At 69.8% G+C, this 24,468-nt stretch carries 22 protein-coding genes; 10 read left to right on the plus strand and 12 right to left on the minus strand.

Features of this window, described 5'->3' with window-relative positions; genetic code table 11:
* Window positions 1–17: 17 nt before the first annotated feature.
* Window positions 18–857: a 16S rRNA (adenine(1518)-N(6)/adenine(1519)-N(6))-dimethyltransferase RsmA gene (gene rsmA / locus Q9G87_RS36320; RefSeq protein ID WP_305921234.1), complete on the minus strand. Its 840-nt coding sequence runs from the start codon at window positions 855–857 to the stop codon at window positions 18–20.
* A 67-nt stretch (window positions 858–924) separates the two neighbouring features.
* Here rsmA and Q9G87_RS36325 point away from each other — a divergent pair, with 67 nt between their 5' ends.
* Both Q9G87_RS36325 and Q9G87_RS36330 read left to right on the plus strand, forming a co-directional pair.
* Window positions 925–3,006, plus strand: a complete 2,082-nt coding sequence (locus tag Q9G87_RS36325) for a serine/threonine protein kinase (protein ID WP_371825874.1) — start codon at window positions 925–927, stop codon at window positions 3,004–3,006.
* Window positions 3,003–4,256 carry a hypothetical protein gene (locus Q9G87_RS36330; protein WP_305921094.1) on the plus strand — a complete coding sequence of 418 codons (1,254 nt, stop codon included), beginning with the start codon at window positions 3,003–3,005 and terminating at the stop codon, window positions 4,254–4,256. The genes Q9G87_RS36325 and Q9G87_RS36330 overlap by 4 nt, the downstream gene beginning before the upstream one ends.
* A gap of 128 nt (window positions 4,257–4,384) precedes the next feature.
* Here the strand turns inward: Q9G87_RS36330 and Q9G87_RS36335 are convergent, their stop codons facing one another.
* The 3 genes from Q9G87_RS36335 to Q9G87_RS36345 all read right to left on the minus strand — a co-directional run bounded on the left by Q9G87_RS36335 (window position 4,385) and on the right by Q9G87_RS36345 (window position 8,485).
* Window positions 4,385–5,239 (minus strand): TatD family hydrolase, encoded by an 855-nt coding sequence (locus tag Q9G87_RS36335; protein WP_305921095.1) that lies wholly within the window; start codon window positions 5,237–5,239, stop codon window positions 4,385–4,387.
* Between the two features lie 5 nt (window positions 5,240–5,244).
* Window positions 5,245–7,026 (minus strand): methionine--tRNA ligase, encoded by a 1,782-nt coding sequence (gene metG / locus Q9G87_RS36340; protein ID WP_305921096.1) that lies wholly within the window; start codon window positions 7,024–7,026, stop codon window positions 5,245–5,247.
* Between the two features lie 238 nt (window positions 7,027–7,264).
* Entirely contained in the window at window positions 7,265–8,485 is a 1,221-nt protein-coding gene (locus Q9G87_RS36345; protein WP_305921097.1) for a glycosyltransferase family 2 protein, read from the minus strand.
* A gap of 99 nt (window positions 8,486–8,584) precedes the next feature.
* Here Q9G87_RS36345 and Q9G87_RS36350 point away from each other — a divergent pair, with 99 nt between their 5' ends.
* Entirely contained in the window at window positions 8,585–10,132 is a 1,548-nt protein-coding gene (locus Q9G87_RS36350) for a hypothetical protein (protein WP_305921098.1), read from the plus strand.
* On the opposite strand, the gene Q9G87_RS36355 is transcribed toward Q9G87_RS36350, so the two are convergent.
* The gene (locus Q9G87_RS36355; protein ID WP_305921099.1) at window positions 10,068–11,657 is read right to left on the minus strand and encodes a dolichyl-phosphate-mannose--protein mannosyltransferase; all 1,590 of its coding nucleotides are present in this window, start codon (window positions 11,655–11,657) and stop codon (window positions 10,068–10,070) included. The genes Q9G87_RS36350 and Q9G87_RS36355 overlap by 65 nt on opposite strands.
* A gap of 8 nt (window positions 11,658–11,665) precedes the next feature.
* Window positions 11,666–12,505 carry a 16S rRNA (cytidine(1402)-2'-O)-methyltransferase gene (gene rsmI / locus Q9G87_RS36360; RefSeq protein WP_371825875.1) on the minus strand — a complete coding sequence of 280 codons (840 nt, stop codon included), beginning with the start codon at window positions 12,503–12,505 and terminating at the stop codon, window positions 11,666–11,668.
* Window positions 12,506–12,582: 77 nt separating this feature from the next.
* On the opposite strand from rsmI, the gene Q9G87_RS36365 reads away from it, so the two are divergent.
* Together Q9G87_RS36365 and Q9G87_RS36370 are read left to right on the plus strand one after the other, a co-directional pair.
* A complete protein-coding gene (locus Q9G87_RS36365) occupies window positions 12,583–14,217 on the plus strand; it encodes a dolichyl-phosphate-mannose--protein mannosyltransferase (protein WP_305921101.1) in 1,635 nt (544 codons plus the stop codon).
* A 113-nt stretch (window positions 14,218–14,330) separates the two neighbouring features.
* Entirely contained in the window at window positions 14,331–15,533 is a 1,203-nt protein-coding gene (locus tag Q9G87_RS36370; protein WP_305921102.1) for a hypothetical protein, read from the plus strand.
* Between the two features lie 54 nt (window positions 15,534–15,587).
* On the opposite strand, the gene Q9G87_RS36375 is transcribed toward Q9G87_RS36370, so the two are convergent.
* On the minus strand, window positions 15,588–16,340 hold the full coding sequence (locus tag Q9G87_RS36375; protein WP_305921103.1) for a TetR family transcriptional regulator: 753 nt from the start codon (window positions 16,338–16,340) through the stop codon (window positions 15,588–15,590).
* Between the two features lie 301 nt (window positions 16,341–16,641).
* Between Q9G87_RS36375 and Q9G87_RS36380 the strand changes: the two genes are divergently transcribed.
* The gene (locus Q9G87_RS36380; RefSeq protein WP_305921104.1) at window positions 16,642–17,565 is read left to right on the plus strand and encodes an alpha/beta fold hydrolase; all 924 of its coding nucleotides are present in this window, start codon (window positions 16,642–16,644) and stop codon (window positions 17,563–17,565) included.
* Here the strand turns inward: Q9G87_RS36380 and Q9G87_RS36385 are convergent.
* On the minus strand, window positions 17,522–18,028 hold the full coding sequence (locus Q9G87_RS36385; protein ID WP_305921105.1) for a MerR family transcriptional regulator: 507 nt from the start codon (window positions 18,026–18,028) through the stop codon (window positions 17,522–17,524). The genes Q9G87_RS36380 and Q9G87_RS36385 overlap by 44 nt on opposite strands.
* Window positions 18,029–18,073: 45 nt before the next feature.
* On the opposite strand from Q9G87_RS36385, the gene Q9G87_RS36390 reads away from it, so the two are divergent.
* Window positions 18,074–18,865 carry an MBL fold metallo-hydrolase gene (locus Q9G87_RS36390; RefSeq protein ID WP_305921106.1) on the plus strand — a complete coding sequence of 264 codons (792 nt, stop codon included), beginning with the start codon at window positions 18,074–18,076 and terminating at the stop codon, window positions 18,863–18,865.
* Window positions 18,866–18,878: 13 nt separating this feature from the next.
* Window positions 18,879–19,811 (plus strand): DUF5996 family protein, encoded by a 933-nt coding sequence (locus Q9G87_RS36395; protein WP_305921107.1) that lies wholly within the window; start codon window positions 18,879–18,881, stop codon window positions 19,809–19,811.
* Window positions 19,812–20,032: 221 nt separating this feature from the next.
* Here the strand turns inward: Q9G87_RS36395 and Q9G87_RS36400 are convergent, their stop codons facing one another.
* Window positions 20,033–20,461, minus strand: a complete 429-nt coding sequence (locus tag Q9G87_RS36400; protein WP_305921108.1) for a MerR family transcriptional regulator — start codon at window positions 20,459–20,461, stop codon at window positions 20,033–20,035.
* Window positions 20,462–20,506: 45 nt separating this feature from the next.
* Here Q9G87_RS36400 and Q9G87_RS36405 point away from each other — a divergent pair, with 45 nt between their 5' ends.
* Entirely contained in the window at window positions 20,507–21,100 is a 594-nt protein-coding gene (locus Q9G87_RS36405; RefSeq protein ID WP_305921109.1) for a class I SAM-dependent methyltransferase, read from the plus strand.
* On the opposite strand, the gene Q9G87_RS36410 is transcribed toward Q9G87_RS36405, so the two are convergent.
* Together Q9G87_RS36410 and Q9G87_RS36415 are read right to left on the minus strand one after the other, a co-directional pair.
* A complete protein-coding gene (locus Q9G87_RS36410; protein WP_452450956.1) occupies window positions 21,092–22,420 on the minus strand; it encodes an RNA polymerase sigma factor in 1,329 nt (442 codons plus the stop codon). The two genes, Q9G87_RS36405 and Q9G87_RS36410, sit on opposite strands and share 9 nt — an antisense overlap.
* Window positions 22,336–22,755, minus strand: a complete 420-nt coding sequence (locus tag Q9G87_RS36415; RefSeq protein ID WP_305921110.1) for a YciI family protein — start codon at window positions 22,753–22,755, stop codon at window positions 22,336–22,338. Before Q9G87_RS36415 ends, Q9G87_RS36410 begins: the two co-directional genes overlap by 85 nt.
* A gap of 406 nt (window positions 22,756–23,161) precedes the next feature.
* On the opposite strand from Q9G87_RS36415, the gene Q9G87_RS36420 reads away from it, so the two are divergent.
* Window positions 23,162–23,479, plus strand: a complete 318-nt coding sequence (locus tag Q9G87_RS36420) for an alpha/beta fold hydrolase (RefSeq protein ID WP_305921111.1) — start codon at window positions 23,162–23,164, stop codon at window positions 23,477–23,479.
* On the opposite strand, the gene Q9G87_RS36425 is transcribed toward Q9G87_RS36420, so the two are convergent.
* Window positions 23,439–24,398 (minus strand): helix-turn-helix transcriptional regulator, encoded by a 960-nt coding sequence (locus tag Q9G87_RS36425; protein ID WP_305921112.1) that lies wholly within the window; start codon window positions 24,396–24,398, stop codon window positions 23,439–23,441. The two genes, Q9G87_RS36420 and Q9G87_RS36425, sit on opposite strands and share 41 nt — an antisense overlap.
* Window positions 24,399–24,468 lie beyond the last annotated feature (70 nt).

Here is a 24,468-nt window from a genome sequence, read left to right on the forward strand (position 1 = left end):
GGGCGCTGTGGACAACCTCAGTGGCGGACCTCGGCGATGCGCGTGAAGGCAGTGATGTCGAGTTGTTCGCCGCGGGCCGACGGGTCCACGCCGGCCGCCCTGAGGACGTGCTCCGCCTCGGCCGGGCTGCCCGCCCATGACGCCAAAGCCGCGCGCAGAGTCTTGCGGCGCTGGGCGAACGCGGCGTCGATCACGGCGAAGACCTCCTCGCGGGAGGCGGTCGTGGCGGGTGGTTCGCGGCGGGTGAGGGAGACGAGGCCGGAGTCGACGTTGGGGACGGGCCAGAAGACGGTACGGCCGACAGGGCCGGCCCGGCGTACGTCCGCGTACCAGGCGGCCTTGACCGACGGCACACCGTACACCTTCGAACCCGGTCCGGCGGCGAGGCGGTCGGCCACCTCGGACTGCACCATCACCAGGCCCTTGCGCAGGGACGGGAGCACCTGCAGGAGGTGGAGCACCACCGGGACGGCCACGTTGTACGGGAGGTTGGCGACCAGCGCCGTGGGAACGTGACCTGCCAGGTCGTCAGGCGTGATCTTCATGGCGTCGGCGTTGACGACCGTGAGCTTGTCGGACGGACCGCGGTCGGCGACCGTGATGGGGAGTTGGGTGGCGAGGACCGGGTCGATCTCGACGGCAACCACGTGCGCGGCCGCCGGCAGCAGGGCCAGGGTGAGCGAACCGAGGCCCGGTCCCACCTCGATGACCACGTCGTCCGGCGACAAGTCGGCCACGCGGACGATGCGCCGGACCGTTCCGGCATCGATCACGAAGTTCTGGCCCAGCTTTTTTGTGGGACGAAGATCTAGCTTATCCGCCAAAATACGTATTTCTGCAGGGCCCAACAGCCTCATCATCCAACCAGTCTCTCGTATCGAAGAACGTGCAATGGCATATGGGGAGACCAAAGGAGAGGATGGCGTGGAACAGGAAGGGACGTCCCTCATGGAGCCAACGGGCGCCGCGCCGCTCCGCCCGACGGACTTGCGGGAGATCGGGCCATATCGCCTGCTGGGCAGGCTCGGCGAAGGCGGGATGGGGACCGTCTTCCTCGCACGTGCGCCGACGGGGCGTTTTGTCGCGCTCAAGGTGGTGAAGGCGGAGTTCGCCAACCAGGAGGGGTTCGCGGCCAGGTTCCATGCGGAGGTCGACAACGCTCGCCGGGTTGCGTCGTTCTGCACGGCTCAGGTGCTGGACAACGGCAACACCGGTGACGGGCGGCCGTACATGGTGACCGAGTACATCGCGGGCACCCCGCTGTCCGATCAGATCGCAAAATATGGGGCTCTGGATCCGGGACCGCTCCATGGCGTCGCGCTGGGGGTGGCGGCGGCGTTGGCCGCGATCCATGTGGCGGGGCTGGTGCACAGGGATCTCAAGCCCGCCAACGTGATCTTGTCGCTGTCCGGGCCACGGGTGATCGACTTCGGGATCGCCAGGGCGCTCGACAGGGAGACCGGGTTCACGCTTTCCGGCGAGTTGCTGGGCAGCCCGGGGTGGTGGGCGCCCGAGCAGGTACGTGGTGAGATGGTCAGCCCGGCGGCCGACATCTTCGCCTGGGGCTGCCTGGTGGCGTACGCGGGCAACGGGCGGCATCCGTTCGGCCGCGGCGACCCCATCACGATGGCCCACCGCGTGCTGAACGCCCCACCGGAGCTGGGTGCGCTGCCCGCGCCGCTGAATGAGCTGGCGCGGCAGGCCACCTCGATGGATCCCGCGTCGCGTCCGACGGCGCAGGACCTGCTGATCGCGCTGGTGGGAGGCAATACGCCGCCGCCGTCGGTCAATCCGCCGACCTTGGTCGCGACCGAGATGCTCACTGACTGGCAGCCGCCGCAGAACGTGGTGGACAAACCCGACATCACGGCGACGTTCACAACTCCGCCGCCAAGCGACACCATGGGCCGGGCGCCCAGCGCCTCCCCTGGGGTGCCTGGCGGGTCCGGTGCGCCGGCGCCGGGCGAACCCGGTCTGCCTGGCGGCTCTGGTACGGCGCCGCCGGCCCGACCCGGTGCGGCGGCGCCGGGCGGACCCGGTGCGGCGGCGCCGGGCGGACCCGGTGCGGCGGGGCCGGGCGGACCCGGTGCGGCACGGCCGAATCCGGCGTCGTTCGAAGAGCTGGCGCGCAGGGAGGAGCAAGCGGCCAAGGAGGAGCTGGCCCGCTGGCCCGCTGCGGCCCAGGGTGGAGCGCCTGGTCAGGAGCAGGCTCGGCCCGGCGGGCTGTTCCGGCGAGGCGATCGGCAGAAGGAGCGGCAGGCGCCTCAAGCCGCTCCTGGAGCGCCGGACACCCGAGCGCAACAGCAAATGCGGCAAGCGACTCCTGGAGCGCCGGACGCCCAGGCGCAACAGCAAATGCGGCAAGCGTCTCCTGTGACGCCCGAGGCGCAACCGCGGCAAACGGCCGCCGACACGCACCCGGGCGATCAGGCGATCCGGATCACCCCGGAGCTGCTCCCGAGCGAGCCCGATACCTTAGGCGGCACCAGGACCCCGGGCACCCGGTGGCTCATCGCCGCCGCGGCGGCCGTGCTGGCCATCGTCGTCACGGTGGCCGTCCTGATCGTCACGTCCGGCCGGAACACGGTGCCCGCCAACCCCGGCAACCAGTCCCAGGCCGCCCCCACGGCCGGCCCGAACGATGTGGGCCGCAGGTTCCCGCTGGGCGCCAACTTCGACGACCCCGTCGCCATCGTGGCGGCCGCCCCGGAGTGCGGGCTGAAGGAGTACGAGGGCAAGACCGCGACCCAGGGTCAGCTCTGCGTGATCCGCTGGACGATGCTCAACCCGGGCGGCGAGCGCAAAGTGCTGATCCAGCCCGTGGTCACCATGGTCGACGACCGCGGCGGCGAGCACGACCCCGCCCCCGTCACGCTGCCCCCGGCCATCCTGCCGGGCGCCCGCGTGGACAGCGCCTTCGTGTTCGACCTGGCCAACTACCGCAAGCCGGTGAAGTTGACGGCGACCATGCTCGAGAACGGCAAGCAGATCGAGGTGGCGCTGTGAGGATCCGAGAGGCGCTCATCGCGCTGCTGTCCGCGGCCGGCATGACGGTGGCGCCGTCCACCGCCGCTTCGGCCGCGGTGGCGCCGGCCGCGACCGGCACGACCGCGGTGGCGCCGGCCGCAACCGCCGCGGCCTGCGCGGGAGCAGCCGACTTCGACGGTGACGGCGTGGACGACGTCGTGGTGGGCGACCCGTTCGCGGACGATCAGAAGGGCGCCGTGCACGTGCTGTCCGGCGCCAAGGTCGTCCCCGTCTCGGTGCCGGGCCTGGTCAGGGGTGACGCCTTCGGATGGGTGGCGCGCCTGGCGAAGGTCGACGGCGACGCCTGCGCCGACGTGGTGGTCGGCGTCCCGTACGCGGATGTGGACGGCGTCGAGGATGCCGGGGCCGCGTACGTGGTCTACGGCGGCGGCGCCAAGCCTCCGCAGCGCCTGACGGCCGCGCAGCCGCAGCGCTTCGCCCACTTCGGCTGGTCGCTGGCGGCCCGGGGCGACCTGGTGTCCATCGGGGCGCCGTACGAGGACGAGGGACAGCTCCTCGACGTGGGCGCGATCTACGTGCGCAAGGGCACGGGTGAGCTCCGCAGGATCAGCCAGGAGAGCGTCGACGTGCGCGGCAACAGCGAGGTGGGCGACCAGTTCGGCTGGTCGATGGTGTTCGGGCCGGGGAACGCGCTGCTCGTCGGCGTCCCGTACGAGAACGACGACGGCGCGGGCCGCCAGATCGAGGCAGGAAAGATCGACTCGGGCTCGGCCGTGTTCATCGACGACGTGTTCGCGGCCCAGATCACGAGCCTGAAGCTGGACTCGCCGACCAAGGCCTCCGGCGACAGGTACGGCTACGCGGTGGCGTACTCGGAGGGATCCGGTTACGCGATCAGCTCCCCCGGACCCGGCTCGGTGCAGTTGCTCAACCCCGCCAGAAAGCCCATCAGGACGGTGACGCAGGGCGGCAGGCAGGCGTTCGGGTTCTCGATGGCCGCCTCGGCGGACGGCCGGTTGGCCATCGGTGCCCCCTACGGCGGCGGCGTGCGCGTCGTGTCGTGGAAGAGCGCCTCCGAGGACAGGAAGCTGCCGACCGGCGACGGGCTGTTCGGCTGGTCGGTGGCCTTCAGCGGCAACAAGCTGTTCGTGGGGCAGCCGGACGCGCAGCCGTACGGGAAGGTCGCGGTGGCCGGGCGGAACGCCGAGAGCCTGCAGCCGCTTCAGCCGCCCAAGGGGGCCGACTTCGGGGTGTCGGTGTCGGGATAGGCCTCCTCGAACAGGTGGGCGCCGCAGCTCGGCCACGGCCGCCGTAGTAGGGCCCGTCGGCGTTGCGCGCGTGCGGGTCGCCGGCCGACTGGCAGGCGGCCGGCGGCCACCTGTTCACCAAAAGATGGTCACCACTCGCCGAAGACCGTGACTCCATTGCCGCTGATCGCCTCGCACAACCGGTCAGGATGGATCCCTTTGACCTCGGCGAGGCAGCGGAGGGTGAGCGGGATGAGGTAGGGGGCGTTGGGCTTGCCGCGGTGCGGGACCGGCGGCAGGTAGGGGGCGTCGGTCTCGACCAGCATGAGCTCGAGGGGCGCCACGGCGGCGGCCTCGCGGAGGTAGGCGGCGTTCTTGTAGGTGACCGGCCCGGAGAACGACATGAAATATCCAGCTTCAACGCACTTTTTCGCCATTTCGGCGTCGCCCGAGAAGCTGTGGAACACCACCTTGTCCGGCGCCCCCTCCGCGGCCAGCACCTTCAGCACGTCGTCGTGCGCGTCCCGGTCATGGATGACCAGGGCCATGCCGGTGCGCTTGGCGATCTCGATGTGCGCGCGGAAACTGGCGTGCTGGTCATCCTTGCTCGCCCAGTCGCGGTAGTAGTCGAGCCCGGTCTCCCCCACCGCCCGCACCTCCGGCCTCCCCGCCAGTGCCTCGATCTCGGCCAGCACCTCAGCAGTCGCCTCGTGCGCCTCGTTCGGATGGATCGCGACCCCGGCGTACACGCCTTCCTGCGCCGCCGCCGTCTCCGCGTTCCACCGGGAGGACTTCAGGTCGTAGCCGATCGTCACGAGCCTGGCCACGCCGACCGCCCTGGCGTCCTCCAGAATGCTCCGTACGGTGGCCGCGGACGACTGAGCCGCCTGCGCCACCGGGTCACCGGAGGACGCCTGCCGGTTGCCCACCATGATGTCGAGGTGGCAGTGGCTGTCGAACACGGGCGCGGAAAGCGGCTCCGGCGCGGTGGGAATCTTGCTCACGGAGGTCACTCGGCCAGCCGGGCCAGCTCCTCGTCCACGACCTTCGGGTCGAGCTTCTTGAACAGCGGCACCGGCGGCGCGAGCTGCGTGCCCGGCTTGATCGGCCGGTGCTCCCAGCGGGCCGCGCCGTCGTAGTCACCGGTGATCACCGGGTATGGCTTGCCGCCGTCCTCGTCGACCTCGTGGATCTCCGGCATGCCCGACCAGACGCCCTCGCCACCGAGCATGGCGAAGACCTTGTTGGAGGAGCTGGGCAGGAACGGCGTGAGCATCGTCTTGGCGTCGTCGACCACCTGGAGCGCGACGTGCAGGATCGACTTCTGCCGCGCCGGGTCTTCCTTGAGCTTCCACGGCTCCTGCTCGGCCAGGTATTTGTTGGCCTCGCGGACCACGTCGAACGCCTCGGTGATCGCGTTCTTGAACCTGGACCTGTTGAGCTCCGCGCCCACCGGGCCGAACGCGTTGCGCGAGCGCTCCAGCAGCGCCCGGTCGGCGTCGGTCAGGTCGCCCGCCTCGGGGACGGCGCCGAAGTTTTTCGCCGCCATCGAGATCGACCGGTTGACCAGGTTGCCCCAGGCCGCGACGAGCTCGCCGTTGTTGCGGTTGACGAACTCCTGCCAGGTGAAGTCGGTGTCCTGGTTTTCCGGCCCGGCGACCGCGATGTAGTAGCGCAGCGCGTCGGCGTCGTAGCGCGCGAGGAAGTCGCGGACGTAGATGACGACCTGGCGGGAGGAGGAGAACTTCTTGCCCTCCATCGTCAGGAACTCGCTGGAGACCACCTCGGACGGCAGGTTGAGCGCACCGAGCGAGCCCGGCGAGCCGCCGCGGGCGCCCTGGCCGCTGTAGCCGAACAACATCGCCGGCCAGATCTCGGCGTGGAAGACGATGTTGTCCTTGCCCATGAAGTAGTAGCCGCGGGCGTCGGGGTTTTGCCACCACTGGCGCCAGGCGTCGGGGTCGCCGGAGCGCCTGGCCCACTCGATGGAGGCCGACAGGTAGCCAATGACCGCGTCGAACCACACGTAGAGCCGCTTGTTGGGCTGGTCACGCCAGCCGTCGAGCGGGATCGGCACGCCCCAGTCGAGGTCGCGGCTGATCGCCCGCGGCTGCAGGTCGCCGAGCAGGTTGAGGGCGAACTTCAGCACGTTGGGCCGCCACTCGCCCTGCTTGGACTGCAGGTAGGAGCCGAGCACCTCGGCGAAGGCGGGCAGGTCGAGCATGAAGTGCTCGGTCTCGACGAAGATCGGGGTCTCGCCGTTGATGCGGCTCTTGGGGTTGATCAGCTGGATCGGGTCCAGCTGGTTGCCGCAGTTGTCGCACTGGTCGCCGCGCGCGCCGTCGTAGCCGCAGATGGGGCAGGTGCCCTCGATGTAGCGGTCGGGCAGCGTGCGGCCGGTCGAGGGCGAGATCGCGCCCATCGTGGTCTTCGGGAAGATGTAGCCGTTGTCGTAGAGACCCTTGAAGATCTGCTGCGTGACGGCGTAGTGGTTGTTCGTGGTGGTCCTGGTGAACAGGTCGTAGGACAGCCCCAGGCCGGTGAGGTCCTCGGCGATGACGCGGTTGTAGCGGTCGGCCAGCTCCCTGGCGCTGACGCCTTCCTTGTCGGCCTGCACCTGGATGGGCGTGCCGTGCTCGTCGGTGCCGGAGACCATCAGCACCTTGTTGCCCGCCATCCGCTGGTAGCGGCTGAAAACGTCAGACGGCACGCCGAAACCTGACACGTGCCCGATGTGACGAGGGCCGTTCGCATACGGCCAAGCTACGGCGGTCAAAATGTGCTGCGACATGGTCTTAGCCTAAGGGACTCTAACTTCACGATTGTTTACGCGGTGCCGTTGTGTACGCGGTGCCGTGGCCTGCCACTCGCCGCACTTCGGCTGCCGGAGCGGCGTGGCAAGCCACGGAACTCGGTCCACAGAGCGCGTCGTTGCGGTGGTGCGCCACTGACCGGTCAGAGGCCGTTTCCCTGGACAGGCGCGAGCCGGCGGCGGCGACTGGCCGACCACGGCAACGCGTAAAAGATCCTTATGCTTTTGATTTTGCTCGTGTAAGTGCCTCCGCAGCCTCCTCAGCGGCGGCCGCGGCGCGGTCGATAGGGGTTTCGCGGGACCGCCGGATCCCGAGGATGCTGACGAAGAGCGTGGCGAAGATCGTCTGGAAGCTCATGATCAGCGCCGTCGCCGACGGCACCACCAGACGCAGCGACAAACGCGGGTCCAGCTCGCCGAAGCTGCGCACCTGCCAGTGCACCAGCGACATCACCAGTCCGACCAGGCCGGCCAGCGCCAGCAGCCCGCCGACCACGAGACCCTTTTCCAAGGTAACGATGTCGATGATTTTGCGGATCCGTGGCGACTCCGGCAGGAACCCTTCCTCGGCCGCATAGACCTTCGTGAACAGCGCGAACAACGCCGCCTGGAAGCCGATCACCACCAGCGCCGACGTCCCGACCAGGGTGTCGACGTCGAAGGCGAGCTCGCCGATCTCCACCGGGCCGAAGGTCAGCGCGGTCCCCGCCACCAGGCCGATGATCATCATCAGCACGCCGGGGTAGAAGAACAGCCACTTCGGGCTGTAGAGCAGCAGGAAACGCAGGTGGCGCCAGCCGTCGCGCCAGGAGCGCAGGTGCGGCGGGCGGGAGCGGCCGTCGGGCGAGAGGGTCGTGGGCACCTCGCGCACGTCGAGCCCGGACAGCGTGGAGCGGACCACCATCTCGGAGGCGAACTCCATGCCGCCGGTCTGCAGCTGCAGCTTCAGAATCGAGTCGCGCCGGAAGCCGCGCAGGCCGCAGTGGAAGTCGCCGATCGCCGACGGGAAGAACAGCCGGCCGATGAACGACAACACCGGGTTGCCCAGGTAGCGGTGTAGCGGGGGCATGGCCCCGGGCGCGATGCCGCCCTTGAACCGGTTGCCCATGACCAGGTCGGCGCCGTCCCGCAGCTGCTCGACGAACGGCAGCAGCGAAGTGAAATCGTAGGAGTCGTCGGCGTCGCCCATGATGACGAATTTGCCGCGCGCCGCTCTGATGCCGCCCATGAGGGCGTTGCCGTAGCCCTTCTCCTCGACGTGGACCACGCGGGCGCCGGCGTCGCGGGCGAGCTGTTGAGAGCCGTCCGTGCTGCCGTTGTCGGCGATCAGGACCTCGCCCTCGATGCCGTGCTCCTCCATGCACGCCAGTGCCTTGCGCACACAGACTTCCACGGTCTCCGCCTCATTGAGGCAGGGCATGACCACCGTCAGTTCCACGTGTCTACCCTTCAGTTAAGGCTGTTCCAGTGCACCATCATGCCCTGTGCCCGAACCCGCTCGGGTCAAGACCCAAAAACGACTGGCATTCTTTACATCATGGTGAGCGTCGCGGAGATTACCCCTGTGGACCACTCCGCTCCTGGCCGGGCAGCCCGTTGGCTGTCCTTCCTGCGCCGGCATCGGGTGTTCGCCGCGGCCTTCGGCGTGGGCGCCGTGCTGCGGCTCATCACCATGCTCGGATACGGCCCGGCCATGTGGTTCAACGACTCCTACGAGTACGTCTCGGTGGCGCTGCATCCGCGGCCGCACCCGATCAGGCCGGACGGCTACAGCTTCTGGCTGATGATGTTGAAGCCGTTCCACAGCTTCGCGCTGGTGACGTTCACGCAGCACCTGATGGGCCTGGCCACGGCCTGCCTGATCTACGCGCTGCTGCGGATCAAGTTCCGGCTGCCCAAGTGGGGCGCCACGCTGGCGGCGGCCCCGGTGCTGTTCGACGCCTACCAGATCCAGCTGGAGCAGCTGGTGATGTCGGACACCCTGTTCATGCTGCTCGTCGTCGGCGTGATCACGCTCGTGCTGTGGAAGCGGCGGCTGACGTGGAAGTCGGGCGCGGTCGTCGGGTTCCTGCTGGCGCTCACCTGGCTGACGCGCTCGATCGGCCTGCCCGTGCTCGCCCTGGTGGTGCTCTACCTGCTGGTCAAGCGCACGGGCTGGCGGCCGGTCACCGCGCTGATCACGGCCTGCGCGATCCCGGTGATGGCCTACATGGGCTGGTTCGCCACGGCGTACGGCAAGTTCGCGATGACCAACAGCGACGGCCTCATCCTCTACATGCGCACGGCGATCTTCGCCGACTGCGGCAAGATGAACATCGACAAGTACAAAGAGGTCCAGCTGCTGCTGCTGTGCATCAACGAGCCGGTCAACCAGCGCAAGGAATACGCGCAGTGGTACCTCTGGGGCCAGGGCAGCCACAACGGCGAGGCCACCGGCGAGGTGCTGCACCGGTGGGGCGTCAACAAGAAGTGGAGCGAGATCACCAACGACGCGGCGAGCGAGTTCGCCACCCGGGCGATCCTGTCGCAGCCCGGCGACTACCTGAAGGTGGTCGCGCGTGACTTCTTCCGCTCGTTCCACTGGTCCCGGCCGCGCTTCCCGGACGAGAACACGTACAACATGTACGAGTTCAAGCCGTACGTGGCGCTCGACGAGAACGGCTGGCCCAAGCGGCTGCCGAAGTGGTCCTCCTACGGGGGCGGGTTCACCGACACCGACGCTTTCAGCTACGAGCAGGGCCCGCCGGAGACCCGGATCGTGCACCCGTGGGCCGACATCATGAGCGGCTACCAGAAGGTGTTCTACCTGCGCGGCATCATGCTCGGCGGCATCCTGATGATCGGCCTGTACGGCGTGGTCGTGCGGTGGCGGAAGTTCGGCGGCCCTGTGGTGCTGCCGTGGCTGGGCTCGGTCGGACTGCTGCTGGCCCCGGCGGCGACGGCCGAGTTCGACTACCGCTACGTGCTTCCGGCCGTCCCCCTGGCCTGCATCGCGGCGGCGATCACGCTGCGCAAGGGGGTCACTTGGGGGCGGCGGTCACCCAAGAGCGCATCAGCATCCGAGCCCACCACTCTGCCTGTGTGATGGTCTCGGCGGTCAACACCGGGTAGAGCCACCAGAAGTTGATCAGCACGATGAGCGCGAACGCGCCGACCACCGCGGCCCCCGCCGCCCGCCGGGCCGGGGGCGCGCTCTCCTTGCCCAGGATCAGCCCCGCCACCAGCACGATCGCCAGCACCATGAACGGCACCACGGGGATCATGTAGAAGAGGTACATCGTGCGGTTGTCGGCGATGGCGTAGTAGAACCACGGCAGCCAGCCAGCCCCGAACGCCAGCAGCACGGCCCCGGCCCGCCAGTCGCGTGAGGACACGTACCAGGCGATGAGGCCGAGCAGGGCGAGCAGAGCGCCGTACCAGAGGGCGGGGGTGCCGACGCCGAGCACGGCCTGGGAGCACTTGTCGGCGCCGCAGGCCGACGGCGGCAGGTTCGACGGGTAGTGGAACGAGACAGGCCGCAACAACAGCGGCCACGACCACGGCTCCGACATGTAGGAGTGGTAGTCGTCCAGGCCGCTGTGGAAGCCGAGCACCTGGCTCTGGTAGTTCAACCATGACCGCATCGAGTCGATGACGAAGAAGATCGGATTTCGCGCCGAGGTGGCCGGCTCCCAGTTGCGGCCCCAGCCGTCGGCGGTGGCGAACCAGCCCGTCCAGCTCGCCAGGAACACCGCCGCCGGCAGCAGAGCCATCGCGGCCAGCCCGCCGGGCGCGTCGTACGTCAGCGCCCCCCGGTGCGGCCGCCGCAGTCCCAGTGCCCGCCTGGCCCCCATGTCCCACATGAGGCTGAGCGCCGCGAACGCGATGAGGAAGAAGATCCCCGACCATTTGACCGCACAGGCCGCGCCCAGGCATGCCCCTGCGGCCAGCCGCCACGGCCGAACCCCGAGGCGCGGGCCGAGCTCGGTGATGGGCGCGCTCTCGTACCAGTCCACCAGCCGCCGCCGCGCCCAGTCCCGGTCGGCCACCAGGCACGCGAACCCGGCCAGCACCCAGAACATCAGGAAGATGTCCAGCAGCGCCGTCCGCGACAACACGAAGTGCAGGCCGTCCAGCGCCAGCAGCAGCCCGGCCAGGCAGCCCAGCAGCGTCGAGCGGGTCATCCTGCGCGCCACCCTGGCCAGGACGAGGATGGACAGCGTGCCCACGAGGGCCGCGGCGAAGCGCCAGCCGAACGGGTTCATGCCGAACAACCACTCGCCGACGCCGATCATCCACTTGCCCAGCGGCGGGTGCGCCACGAACGAGGCACAGTCGGCCGGCTCTGGGCACTGCTTGAAGATGTCCAGGTTGCCGGCGATCAGGCGCCGGTCGGCGATGGGATCCTTGGCGTCACCCAGGGTGGCCCGCTCGACGCCGTACCTGAGCAGCGAGTACGCGTCCTTGATGTAGTAGGTCTCGTCGAAGACCACGGCCTTGGGCTCGCCGAGCCTGACGAAGCGCAGGATCCCGCCGAACAACGCGACCACGAGCGGCCCCACCCAGCCCAGCAACGCGGACCCCGGAAAGGGCGGGACAAGCCGCTGTGGCGAAACCCCCCTGTTCCTCACGATGCGCACTATAGGCGTTTGTGAACCAGGTCATACAGCTCTCGCTTGGGGATCCCGGCCTCTTTGGCCACGTCGGCGATGGCCAGCTTGCGGTGCGCACCCTCGGCCACCCTGCGGTCCACCTCCGCGACCAGCGCCTCCGGGTCCGGCTCGCCCGCCACGGGCACGTGGCCGGCCACCACGACCGTGATCTCGCCCTTGACGCCCCCGGCCGCCCACTCGGCCAGCTCGCCGAGCCCGCCCCGGCGCACCTCCTCGTACGTCTTGGTCAGCTCGCGGCACACGGCGGCCTCGCGGTCCGCCCCGAACGCCTCGGCCATGGCCGCCAGCGAGTCCGCCAGCCGGTGCGGGGCCTCGAAGAAGACCATCGTCCGCTCCTCGCCGGCCAGCGCGGCCAGGCGGCGGGCCCGGTCGCCGGACTTGCGCGGCGGGAACCCCTCGAAGCAGAACCGGTCGCTGGCCAGCCCTGACACGGCCAGTGCAGTGGTGACGGCGCTCGGCCCCGGCAGCGCGGTGACCGTGATGCCCGCCTCGACCGCGAGGCGGGTCAGCCGGTAGCCGGGGTCCGAGACGCCCGGCATGCCCGCGTCCGTGATGATCACAACCGTGCGGCCCTGCTCGAGCACCTCCAGGAGCTCCTGGGCCCGGGCGGCCTCGTTCTGGTCGTAATAGGACACCACCCGGCCCTCGATCTCGACGCCCAGCTCGGCCGCGAGCCTGCGTAGCCGCCTGGTGTCCTCGGCGGCCACGACGTCGGCGCTCCCGAGCACCTCGCGCAACCGCGGAGAGACGTCACCCGCCTGGCCTATGGGGGCCCCTGCCAGCACCAACCTGCCGTCTCCTGCCACCTGCCCATTGTGGCAGGGCATCCCCATTAGACCGTGTTTCGACTTACCTATCGTCTTGAGCCCCGTACGATGTCCGAATGGCGGTGACCGATTCCCCGTACCAGGCCTACGAGACATCGGAGGCCGGCGAGAGCCTGCCACCGACTCGCTCCGTGCGCGATCGGGTCATACCTCCGATGCGCGGCAGCGTGCTGTGGGGGTGGATCGGGCCGCTACTGGTCACCGCCTTCGGCGGGATCCTGCGTTTCATGAACCTCGGCCATCCGAAGGCCGTGGTGTTCGACGAGACGTACTACATGAAAGACGCGTTCTCGCTGATCACGTGGGGTGTGGAGCGGGTCTCGATCAAGGACGCGGACAAGGCGATCCTGGCCGGCAACACGAACATCTGGCAGTCGTGCACCCAGGAGACACTCGACAAGTGCGCCTCCTACGTGGTGCACCCGCCGCTCGGCAAGTGGATGATCGGCGTCGGCGAGTGGTTGTTCGGGCTCAACCCGATCGGCTGGCGGGTCAGCGCGGCGGTGATCGGCACGCTGTCCATCCTCATCCTGGCCAGGGTGGCGCGCAGGATGACCCGCTCGACGCTGCTGGGCTGCTTCGCCGGGCTGCTGCTGGCGCTGGACGGCCTGCACTTCGTGTTGTCGCGGACGGCGCTGCTGGACATCTTCCTGATGTTCTGGGTGCTGGCCGCGTTCGCGTGCCTCGTGGTGGACCGTGACCAGGCGCGGGAGCGGCTGGTCACCTGGTATGAGAACTCGCCTGTCTCGCCGCAGGGGCCGTGGCTGGGGGCCAGGCCGTGGCGCCTGGCCGCCGGTGTGTGCCTGGCCTTCGCGATGTCGGTCAAGTGGTCGGGGCTGGCGTTCGCGGTGGCGTTCACGATCATGTCGCTGCTGTGGGACTTCGGGGCACGGCGGGCCGTGGGGTTGCGGCGTCCGTACGCGGGCGCGTTCAACAAGGACGTGCCGCAGGGGGTCCTGGCGTTCGGGATCGTGCCGTTCGTGGCGTACATGGCCACCTGGACCGGCTGGTTCGCGACGGACACCGGCTATGGGCGTAACTGGGAGCGGGCCACCACGGCGGACAATCCCTTGTTCTTCCTCTTCGACTCGATGCGGTCGTGGATCCAATACCAGTGGCAGGTCTTCTCCTTCCACAGCGACCTGGAGACCACGCATCCGTACATGTCCGAGCCGTGGCAGTGGCCGCTGCTGCTGCGCCCGGTCGCCTTCTACTACGAGGGCAAGCAGAACGCCTGCGGCGTCAAGGACTGCTCGGAGGCGGTGCTGGGCGTCGGCACGCCGGTGATCTGGTTCGGCGCGGTGGCGGCACTGGTGGCGTTGATCGCCTGGTACGTCTCCTCGCGGGACTGGCGGGCCGGGGCCGTGTTGCTGGCCTACGCCATGGGCTGGCTGCCGTGGTTCTACTTCGCCCTCGCCGACAACCGCACGATGTTCCTGTTCTACGCCATCCCGATGGTGCCGTTCATGGTGCTGGCCATCACGTTGTGCGCCGGGCTGCTGATAGGACCGTCCACGCGGACGGCCGAAGGTGTCGTGACGGCGCGGCGTACGTGGGGGGCGGCCATCGTGGGCGCCTACGCCCTGCTAGCCTTGATCAACTTCTGGTGGCTGCACCCGATCCTGACTGCTGAGCTGATCCCGTACGCCGAGTGGAAGGCCCGCATGTTGTTCGAAAAACGATGGATCTGATCCGGTTACCGCCTGTCGTATAGTGCTTTCTTAGGGTAGTCACTGTGCAAGACCCAATACGGACCGGATTCGGTCATCGTCAGGCCAGGGGTCGATACGGCAAACTTCCAGGCATGAGTGCACCGGATGTCACCGCCCTTCTCGCCGAGTTGGAGCGCTCTCACCCGGAGCTGGCCGAAGACGCCAGGACCGCCGTCGGCTGGCTGACGGGTGGGGAGCCGCTGGAGACGGTGACCCAGCTCGATGTCTGCGAGTTCCTCTGGTACACGTTGCCGCTGAAGGTGGGCGGCGACCACGAGCGATTGGCACGCTCGCTCGGGCGGCTGCTCCAGCTGGGTGGGATGGAGCGTTACGCGGCCTTGTGCGTGTCCCCGACGACCCTGCAGATCCTGCGCACCTACGCCCGCGAGGGCGAGGACGCGGGCACGAGCGCCTACCAGCAGGCGCTCGAGGCCACGGGCGTACTGCCGCCCGACGTGCCGGAGCTCCAGTGGAGCATGATCATGGGGCCGGAGGAGCTGGGCGCGCACGTCGCCTGCGCCGCGGCCCTGGAGCTGGCCATCGTCTCCGGCGAGACGGTGGACCGGTCCGCGCTGACCCGCCGCTGGCTCACCGAGCCGCGCACCGAGCTGGGCGGGGACAGCTGGCTCAACCGGGTGCACGGCGAGCGCCTCAACCGCTGGGTGCTGGGCCGCGGCCCGGCCAGGCGGGAGCTGGCTCAGCCGTTCGAGGTGCGCCTGCACGCGCCCGTGAGCCCCCAGCCCTTGCCTGCCCTGCACGGCCTGCTGTCCCTGGCGGCCAGGGAGGGCACGCTGCCGCTGCGGCTGGCGCCGTCCCCGGAGGCGCTCAGGCTGCGCGAGCTGGCCGAGCGGGAGCTGGGCGCCATCAGCCGGGACGGCACGAGGCTGGTCATCACCGACTATGGCCAGCGGCTGCTCACCTCGCCTGAGGCCATGTGGTCGGCGGTCACCAAGCTGCTGCTGGCCAAGGGCGAGCACGAGTTCGAGGTGTCGGCCAGGGAGGCCGCGCTCATGTTGCTCGCCGACGGCACGCTGATGTCGCCGGCCAAGCTGCACGAGCGGGTCGCGGAGGTGGTCGGCGGCGAGGGCTGGCATCCGGCCAGAGGGCTGCGGGACGTCGCCACGCCGGTGGCGGATCTGGTCTCTCAGCTGACCGCGCTGGGGCTGGCGTTCAGCGACGAGCTGGTGGTGCGGATGGACCGGCCGGGGCAACTGGCCGCCCTGGCGGCCCTGCGCGCCCATGCCCTGCGCCCGCGCAAGTACGTCAGCTCGGGGCGGCGCACGAGCTCTGGCTGATCAATCACGATCACCCTTCTGGAACTGGCTGTTTCGAAATCAACGTCTCATAACTCAGGTTCTGAGACTGCGGTAGATCGTCGCTCTGGAGACCCCGAAGGCGGCGGCGATCTCCTCGACGGCCTGCCCGGAGTCGTACAGGCGGCGCGCCTGGGCGGTCTGCTCCTCGCTCAGCGCGGCAGGGCGCCCGCCGCCCCGTCCGCGCGGGCGCCCACGTGTGGGCGGGCCGGCCACCCGTCCGTCCGCATCCTGTGCAGGAGGGTCGCCGAGCAGTGCCCTGGCGCCGTCGAGGATGAGGTGCCTGAGCCGGTCGGCGGGCACGTCGTGGAAGAGCACGACGGGGTCGGCCAGGCCCGCGACCACCTGCGAGGCGCGCACGCGCTGCCCGAGGTCGCCGCCCGGCCCGGAGACGAGGTCGTTGGCCAGCGCGATCGCGGCGCGGAACCGCCCCTCCAGCGGCGCCTCGACCAGCAGCGACATGTCCCTGACCAGCATGCTCAACGTCTCGCGGTGACGCAGGTGCACATCGACGTAGCCCTCGATCGCCCGCCACCGCACTGTTTCGGGGTCGCCGTGCGACTCCGCCTCGCCGAGCACCTCCTCGAGTTCGTCGAGCAGGGGCAGGGTGAGGCGGTGCAGGATCTCGTCCTTGGCGGCGAAGTGGTAGTAGAGAGCGGCCTTGGTGATGCCCACCCGCTCGGCGATGGCCTGCATGGACGTCGCGCGGTAGCCACGGGCGGCGAACAGCGCGCGGGCGGCTGCGAGGATCCGCCGCGGGGTGGTCTCGGCGGCGTCTGGGGCGCTCATGGAACTCCTGTGGACCTGGTTCGCCGCGGACATCGTACTTACCACGGGTCAAATCTGCGGCGATGATGCTTACCGCTTGGTAAGTCTACGGCTGTTAGGCATGATCAGCATGTCCGGGCAGAGGCGGGCGGACGACAGCCACCCGCGGAATGTAATCCGGATCACTGACCACGCCTGTCACGCTGGCCCGCGCTGTCCCGTCCTGAGCTCGTGAACATCCTCCCGACCAAGGCAAGGGATCACCATGGTTCGACGTGACAACGCAGCCCTATCGGTGCGCAGGCGACGCTGGCCTCGCTGGTTGGCGGCTGCGATGGCGCTGCTGGTGGCCGGGATGCTGTTCGGCGCGTACGGCTGGCAGCCGGCCGAGGACGGCCGCGCTTTCCGCTCGCCGTACCTGGCCCAGGTCGGCTCGCGCTACGCCGACACCCCTATCGCCCGCTTCCACTACATCCAGGCCGGATCCGGCACCCCGGTGATCCTGCTCTCCCCCGGCGGCACCTCGGTCATCGGCTGGAAGGACCAGCTCAACGTGCTGGCCCGCGACCACACCGTGTACGTGGTCGACCTTCCCGGCCAGGGCTACACCCAGCTGAAAGACCCCGGCTTCGCCTTCGACCTGGACGCCATGGTCTCCGCCGTCGGCGCGTTCCTGGACGACCTCGGCATACGGCAGGCCGCCCTGGCGGGCAACTCCTGGAGCGGCGGCTGGGCCCTGGCCTTCGCCCAGCGCCACCCCGACCGCGTCACCAAACTCGCCCTGCTGGACGCCACCGGACTGGACCTGCCGGGCACCATGATGTGGGAATCCCTGAAGATCCCCGTCATCGGCGAGCTCGCCGTCAAGCTGTCCACCGGCAAATCCACCGTCCGCAGCCTGGCCGAGGGCATGATGGTCAACAAACAGCGCCTGACCGAGCAACTGCTGGACGAGTGGTGGGCGCCGATGACCTTCCACGACAACATCCGCGCCACCTACCTGCTGGAACGCCGCCTGGACTGGGCACAGACCGAACGCGCCCTGCCCGCCACCAAGACCCCGACCCTGGTGCTGTGGGGCAGCCAGGACACCATCCAGCCCGTCGAACGCGCCCACCGCTTCGCCGAACTGCTCCCCAACGAGCAGCTCGTGATCCTGGACGGCTGCGGCCACGCCCCGCAACTGGACTGCCTGGAGCCGGTCAACCGCCACCTCCAGGCCTTCTTCGCCGACCCTCAGCGGTAGGGAGGCCGCGCTCATGGTGCTCGCCGACGGCACCGTCAGCTCGGGCCGGCGCACCAGCTCTGGGTGATCGACCTTCTGGAACCCTTCGGATCGCCCGCTTGAATTCGGGGCATTCGACCAGCGGGTCGTGCTCGCAGACCGCCGCGTGGCGCAGGCTGTCGCGCAGCCGGGTCAGCTGCGCGACCCGCGCGTCCACCTCACGTTCCTTGGCCGCCAGGTGCTCGCGCAGCCGCGTGTCCGACGGCCTGGCCTGCAGGAACGCGGCGATCTCGGAGAGAGTGAACCCGGCGTCGCGGGCGCACGTGATCAGCGCCAGGCGCTCCAGCGTCTCCGGCCGGTAAGCGCGCCGCAGCCCATTGCGTCCGTCGGCTTCGATGAGGCCCTTGCGCTCGTAGAACCGCAACGCGGAGGCGGCCAGCCCGCTGCGCCTGGCCACCTCGCCGATGTCGAGCAACGTGTCCATCTGGCTCCTTGACTTGAACCGCGCTTCAAGTCGCAGTCTAGCCACATGCGAATTCACCATTTGAATCTCGGCTCCATGCGCGAGATCCACGCGCTCGACGGCGGCCCGGCCGCGCGGGCCGTATGCCACGCCCTGCTCATCGAGACCCCGGCCTCCGGGCTGGTGTTGGTGGAGGCCGGGCTCGGCACCGACGACGTGACCCGTCCGGGTGAGCTGCTTGAACACGAATGGACGGAGCTCGTCGAGCCGATCCTGTCGCCTGCCGAGACCGCCGTGCGGCAGGTCGCCGAGCTCGGCCACGACCCCGCCGACGTGCGCCACATCGTGCTCACCCACCTGGACGTGGACCACAGCGGCGGCCTGCCGGACTTCCCCGGCGCCCAGGTGCACGTCATGGAGGTGGAGCTGAAGGCCGCGCTCACGCAGGCGCCGAGCCGTCGCTACCGGCCCGGCCACTGGGCGCACGGGCCGCGCTGGGTCACCTATCCCGGTACGGGCACCCGCTGGCTGGGCGTGGAGGGAGTCATGCCGCTCACCGGCCTGCCGGAGGAGATCCTGCTCGTGCCGCTCGACGGGCACACGGAGGGGCACGCCGGGGTCGCGGTCCACGACGGTGACCGGTGGCTGCTGCACGCCGGCGACGCGTACTTCCACCACGGCGAAATCTCCAAAGATCCGCAGTCCCATCCGCTGATGGACATCGTGCAGCTCGACTCGCAGGTCGACGCCGAGCGCCGGATGTCCAGCCAGGAACGACTGCGCGCGCTCGCCCACGACCACGGGGTCGCCGTCTTCTGCGCACACGACCCCTGGGAGCTGTCCGATTACCAGGAGTAGTTACCATGCCGTCATGGAACTCTTCCCCGCCATGCCGCTCGCGGAGTGGGCCGAGGTCAAGGACACCTTTCACCGGTTCGCGCAGATCGTCGGCAAGATCCGGCTGGCGTCGAGCAATCGACGTAACCACTGGTGGCAGGTGCCGTTCCATCCGACGGGGCGCGGGCTGACGACGCGGCCGATGGGCGGGCTGGGCGAGCAGCCGCTGTTCAGCATCGACTTCGACCTCGTACGGCACCGCCTGGTGGTGGACGTGCTCGACGGCCGCAGCGCGGAGTTCAGCCTGATCGGGCAGTCGGTGGCGTCGTTCTACCAGCGGTTGTTCGACACCTTGGCGGGGCTGGGGATCCGGCCGGACATCCGGGCGGTGCCGTTCGACCTGGGGGACGACATGCCGTTCCCCGAGGACACGGTGCACGCGCGCTACGACCCGGTACTGATCAACCGGTATTGGCGGATCCTGTCGCAGGTGGCGCAGCTGCTCGACCGATTCGCCGCGGACTTCTCCGGCAAGACCAGTCCCGTGCACCACTTCTGGCACACGTTCGACATCGCGGTGACGCGGTTCACCGGACGTGCCGTGGGGGTGTCGCCGGAGGTCGATCCGGTGACCCGGGAGGCGTACAGCTGTGAGGTGATCAGCTCGGGGTTCTGGTTCGGGGACAGGGAGCGGCCGTGGCCGGCGTTCTACTCCTACACCGCGCCGGAACCCGAGGGTCTGGAACGGGAACCGCTGCGGCCGGAGCAGGCCGAGTGGATCGCCTCGCGCGGCAGCCACCTGGCGGTGCTGCGGTACGACGACGTCCGAGCCATGGCGAATCCGGTCACCGGCGTGCTGGAGTTCCTGGACAGCGCCTACCAGGCGGGGGCCCGGCTGACCGGCCTCGACGTGGAGGCGTTGGCCTGCCCCGGAGGCGTGACGGACCCGCACCACGCCAAGGCGTGAACACACGAGAGCGCCCGCCCTCCGAGGAGGGCGGGCGCTCAACGAGTGCGTACCGGTGTGCAGGTCGCCTCTCGGCGAAAGGCACAACGCGGCTCCAGCCGAACGGTAGTCCGCGAAGGCAATAGGTGAGGCCCGGGGACACTGGACACACCGGCCACGATCTATGTAACCACACCCCGCGGCGGAACATTCCCCGCCCCGCCGCACAATTTTCCGGCGGCTCACTCCGTCACGTGGTCTGCCGCGAGCTGGTCGAGCGTGTAGCCCTCGAGCAGCTGGTCCACCATGCCGATCCAGGTTTGGCACTCCCGGGCAGGGTGCTCGGCCGGGCACTCGATGGAGTGCCGCAACACCCACTGCGCCGCCTTGGCCCGGTGGATGAGCTCCTCCAGCACGTCGATCTGCTCGGCCGCGGCCGTCCGCCACTCCTCCCCCGGCGCGTGCAGCACGGCCCCGGCGGTGTCCAGCGAGATGCCGAGCTGCTGCATCGTCCGCAGAAAGGCCAGAAACCGCAGCTCTTGCCTGCCGTACATACGGCGGCCCCCGGTGCGGGTGACGGGGGTGACCAGGCCACGTTCCTCGTAGTAACGCAGCGCGGAGGCATTCATCCCGACGAGGCGGGCAGCCTCCCCAATGGGAATGAGGTCCATGTCACCATTTGACCTCAAGCCGACTTGAACCGCTTTGGTGGAGGTATGGCTACCAGATCGTGGGTCACGGGCGGACCCGTCAACTCGCCCTTCGCCTCGCCCTCCGGTCTGCTCGGCCGGCTGGCGGGGTGGTTCATGCTCTATACCAACCGGCAGGAGGAGGTCGTGTCCCTGCTGGACGTGCGGCCGGGTGAGCACGTTCTGGAGGTGGGATACGGCCCCGGCGCGCTCATCAGGCTGCTCGCCCGCACCGGCGCCGGGCGGGTCTGCGGCGTCGACCCCTCGCCCGAGATGCGTGAGCAGGCGGCTCACCGGGCGGGCGGCGCCGACCTGCGGCTGGGCACCGCGTCCGACACCGGCTTCCCGGACGAGAGCTTCGACCGCGTGGTCACGGTCAACACCGTGGCGCTCTGGCCGGACCTGATGCACGGCCTGCGGGAGCTGCGCCGCGTCACCCGTCCCGGCGGCCGGGTGGTCGTCGCCTGGCACGGCGGCCGGGACCCGTCCAGAATCGCCCGCAGTCTGCGCCTGCCCGAGGACAAGCTGGCACGGATCCAGGAAGGGCTGTCGGAGGTGTTCGACGAGGTGAAGCGGCACGAGCTGAAGAGCCTGACGGCGTTCGCGGCGCGGTCATCCTGAGTCCTTCAGCCGGGCGGCCCTGGCGTGAAGGTAGCGCTGCTGCGGCAGGCTCATGGCGCGCCCGGCCGCCTCTTCGTACGCCTCCCGCGCCGCCGCGTGGTCCCCGCTCATCTCCAGCAGATGCGCCCAGACCGCGTACATGCGATGGTCACCGGCGATGCGCTCGTCGGAGGCGAGCCGTTCGAGCCGGGCGAGCCCGGCGGCCGGACCCTGGGACATGGCCACGGCGACGGCGTGGTTGAGCGCCACCATGGGGTTGCCGGACAGCCGCATCAGCAGCTCGTAGAGAGCCGTGATCTGCGGCCAGTCGGTCTCCTCCGCGCTCGGCGCCTCGTCGTGCACGGCCGCGATGGCCGCCTGCAGCTGGTACGGTCCCGGCGGCCCCTGAGTCAGTGCCCCGGTGACGAGCGCGACGCCCTCCTCGATCTGGGCGGCGTTCCACAGGCGGCGATCCTGCTCGGTCATCGGGATCAGTGCGCCATCAGGGCCGGTGCGGGCGGGACGGCGGGCGTCGGTGAGCAACATGAGCGCGAGCAGCCCGGCCACCTCGGCGTCCTCGGGCAGCAACCGGTGGACGATGCGGGCCAGCCGGATCGCCTCAGCGGCCAGTTCGGCGCGTTGGAGGTCGGGACCGGACGTGCTGGCGTACCCCTCGTTGAAGATCAGATAGAGCACGTGCAGCACCGCGGCGAGCCGTTCGGCGCGCTCGGCCGCGCCGGGCAGGCGGAAGCGCACGCCGCTGTCCTTGACGCGCTGCTTGGCCCGCGTGATGCGGCGCGTCATCGTCCCCTCGGGCACCAGGAACGCCCGGGCGATCTCCGCGGTCGTGAGGCCGCCGACCGCGCGAAGCGTGAGCGCGATCTGGGAGGACGGCGTCAGCGACGGGTGGCAGCACATGAACAGCAGCACGAGCGTGTCGTCGGTCGCATCGACCGGCTGGTCGGCGGCGGGGGCGAGCCAGTCGCCGGGCAACGTCCACGCCGCCACGGCGTCCTCGCGCCGCCGGCGCGCCTGCTCGCTGCGCAGCAGGTCGGTCAGCCTGCGCGAGGCCACCGTGATCAGCCAGGCACGCGGGTCGTCCGGCCTGCCCTCCTCCGGCCACTGGGCGGCGGCGGCGAGCAGCGCCTCCTGCACGGCGTCCTCGGCGGTGGGAAAGTGCCCGTAACGCCTGACGAGCGCGCCGAGGACCTGCGGCGCCAGCTCGCGCAGCAGGTCCTCGGTCCGCGTGTCGTCGATCAGAACCCCATGTCGTCGGCCGACTCCATGATGGGCCGGATGTCGGCGTAGGCGTTGTCGTAGACGTCGCCCGGGTAGGGGCACTGCCCCAGGCGGGCGGCGATCTCAGTGGCCCGGTCGATGCTCTCGCACTCCACGACCCAGTAGCCGGCCAGCACCTCCTGCGTCTCGGCGTACGGCCCGTCAGTGACGAACGGCTGACCGTCCCGCGCGCCGACCCTGCGCGTGTGGACCGGCGCGGCCAGACCGCGGGTCTCGACCAGTTCGCCCGACTCCTCCAGCTCCTTGTTGACGGTCGTCATGAACTCGTCCATGGCCGTCAGGTCTTCCTCGGTCCAGGCGGGCAGGCCGTCGGCGTCCTTGCCCGACATGGAGTCGTAGTCCCGCTGCGAAGCGTAGGAAAGGATCATGTACTTCATGGCTGGTGTCCTCTCTTCGGTGTCTTTCACGGGGGACGTCGGAGCCGGGACGGCGGACCGGACCTCTCGGCGGGAACTTTTTTCGTCCCTGGCAGGATCGTAGGCGTGTCATACGCAACCACGGTGGACGGCGTCAAGCTGTCCTATCAGGTCCGCGGCGAGGGGCCGCCGCTCGTGCTGCTGCAGGGCCAGGCGAACAACCATCACTGGTGGGACCCGATCCGCGAGGATTTCGCCGCCGCCTACCGCACGATCACCTTCGACTACCGCGGCACGGGTGGCAGTGACAAACCCGACGAGCCGTACACGACCCGGGGCTTCGCGCCGACGTGCTGGCCGTGCTGGACGAGCTGGGGGTGCGGCAGGCGCACGTCTACGGGACGTCGATGGGCGGGCGGGTGGCCCAGTGGCTGGCCGACACCCCGGCCCGCACCACACGACCGGCGATCCCGGCATGCCCGCCTACGCCCGCCGCCACCACCTGGCCGCCAGCGCGGGGCACGACAGCTGGGACGTGCTGCCGTCCATCACCGCTCCCACGCTGGTGGTGCACGGGACCGACGACGTGTTCAACCCGGCGGCCAACGCTCCGCTGCTGGCCGGGCGCATCCCCGGGGCGGGGCTGCGGTGGATCGAGGGGGCGCGGCACGCGTACTTCGAGGAGTTCCGCGCGGTCGCGAGCCCTATGGCGCTGGAGTTCCTGGCCGACCGGCCGCTCGGCTGAGCCGCGCGGACAGCGCGCGCAGGTGCGGGACGAGCTCGGGCGGCTCGTGCACCTCGAACTCGCAACCCAACGCCAGCAGCCGGAACGCCAGCCAGTCCAGGGTGTCGCCGGGCATGCGTAGCCGGCAGGTCCGCTCGCCGACCGGGGTGACCTCGCCCATGCCTCTGATCACCTCCGTGAGGGGCGTGTGCAGCGTGACGACGGCCTCGTAGGTGGGGGCCGTCGAGTAGAGCTTGTCCCGCACGTACGCGGCGGCGTCCTCGGCAGGCGGCTCGCGCGGCACGATCCTGGCGCCGGTCGCGCGCAGGTCCGCGATGCGGTCGATGCGGTAGATCCGCCAGTCGTCGCGCTCGTGGTCGTGCCCGAGCAGATACCAGCGCCGCCCGGCCACGACCAGCCGGTGCGGATCGACCAGTCGTGAACGGGTGACGCCGTCATTGGCCCGGTATTCGAACCGCACCCGCTCCCGGTTGGCCACGGCCGTCGCCAGCGCGGTCAGCTGCTGGGGATCGACCTCGGGTGTCTCGACGGCAGGCAGCGGGACGGTGGCGCCGCCCAGGGATCTCACCCGATAGCGCAGCCGGGACGGCAACACCTGTTCCAGCTTGGCCAGTGCCCGTACCGACGCCTCCTCGATGCCCTGCACCGGGTGCCTGGCCGCGGTGGCCAGGCCGACGGCGATGGCCACCGCCTCCTCGTCGTCCAGCAGCAGCGGCGGCATGGCCTTGCCCGCGACCAGCCGGTAGCCGCCGTCGGCGCCCATGGTGGCCTCGACCGGGTAACCGAGGTCGCGCAGGCGCTCGATGTCACGCCGGATCGTGCGCCGGCTGACGCCGAGCCGCTTGGCCAGCTCGCCGCCGGACCATTCGCGCGGGGTCTGGAGCAGCGACAGGAGGCTGAGGAGGCGGGATTCGCTCATGGAACCAGAATGCCGCCGCATATAGGACAGGTTCTGGCCTACTTCGGAATTAGCGTGGCGGCATCGCACT

It is taken from the genome of Nonomuraea turcica (genome assembly GCF_030718205.1).
Classification (GTDB): domain Bacteria; phylum Actinomycetota; class Actinomycetes; order Streptosporangiales; family Streptosporangiaceae; genus Nonomuraea.

What these genes read in the sequence shown, in the direction of transcription:
- Q9G87_RS36385 (WP_305921105.1), bottom strand. Translation starts at nt 18,028, where the DNA reads ATGGACACGTTGCTCGACATCGGCGAGGTGGCCAGGCGCAGCGGGCTG.
- Q9G87_RS36425 (WP_305921112.1), bottom strand. Translation starts at nt 24,398, where the DNA reads ATGAGCGAATCCCGCCTCCTCAGCCTCCTGTCGCTGCTCCAGACCCCG.
- Q9G87_RS36390 (WP_305921106.1), top strand. Translation starts at nt 18,074, where the DNA reads ATGCGAATTCACCATTTGAATCTCGGCTCCATGCGCGAGATCCACGCG.
- Q9G87_RS36375 (WP_305921103.1), bottom strand. Translation starts at nt 16,340, where the DNA reads ATGAGCGCCCCAGACGCCGCCGAGACCACCCCGCGGCGGATCCTCGCA.
- Q9G87_RS36405 (WP_305921109.1), top strand. Translation starts at nt 20,507, where the DNA reads ATGGCTACCAGATCGTGGGTCACGGGCGGACCCGTCAACTCGCCCTTC.
- Q9G87_RS36365 (WP_305921101.1), top strand. Translation starts at nt 12,583, where the DNA reads ATGGCGGTGACCGATTCCCCGTACCAGGCCTACGAGACATCGGAGGCC.
- Q9G87_RS36415 (WP_305921110.1), bottom strand. Translation starts at nt 22,755, where the DNA reads ATGAAGTACATGATCCTTTCCTACGCTTCGCAGCGGGACTACGACTCC.
- Q9G87_RS36400 (WP_305921108.1), bottom strand. Translation starts at nt 20,461, where the DNA reads ATGGACCTCATTCCCATTGGGGAGGCTGCCCGCCTCGTCGGGATGAAT.
- metG (WP_305921096.1), bottom strand. Translation starts at nt 7,026, where the DNA reads ATGTCGCAGCACATTTTGACCGCCGTAGCTTGGCCGTATGCGAACGGC.
- Q9G87_RS36350 (WP_305921098.1), top strand. Translation starts at nt 8,585, where the DNA reads ATGGTGAGCGTCGCGGAGATTACCCCTGTGGACCACTCCGCTCCTGGC.
- Q9G87_RS36370 (WP_305921102.1), top strand. Translation starts at nt 14,331, where the DNA reads ATGAGTGCACCGGATGTCACCGCCCTTCTCGCCGAGTTGGAGCGCTCT.
- rsmA (WP_305921234.1), bottom strand. Translation starts at nt 857, where the DNA reads ATGAGGCTGTTGGGCCCTGCAGAAATACGTATTTTGGCGGATAAGCTA.
- Q9G87_RS36395 (WP_305921107.1), top strand. Translation starts at nt 18,879, where the DNA reads ATGGAACTCTTCCCCGCCATGCCGCTCGCGGAGTGGGCCGAGGTCAAG.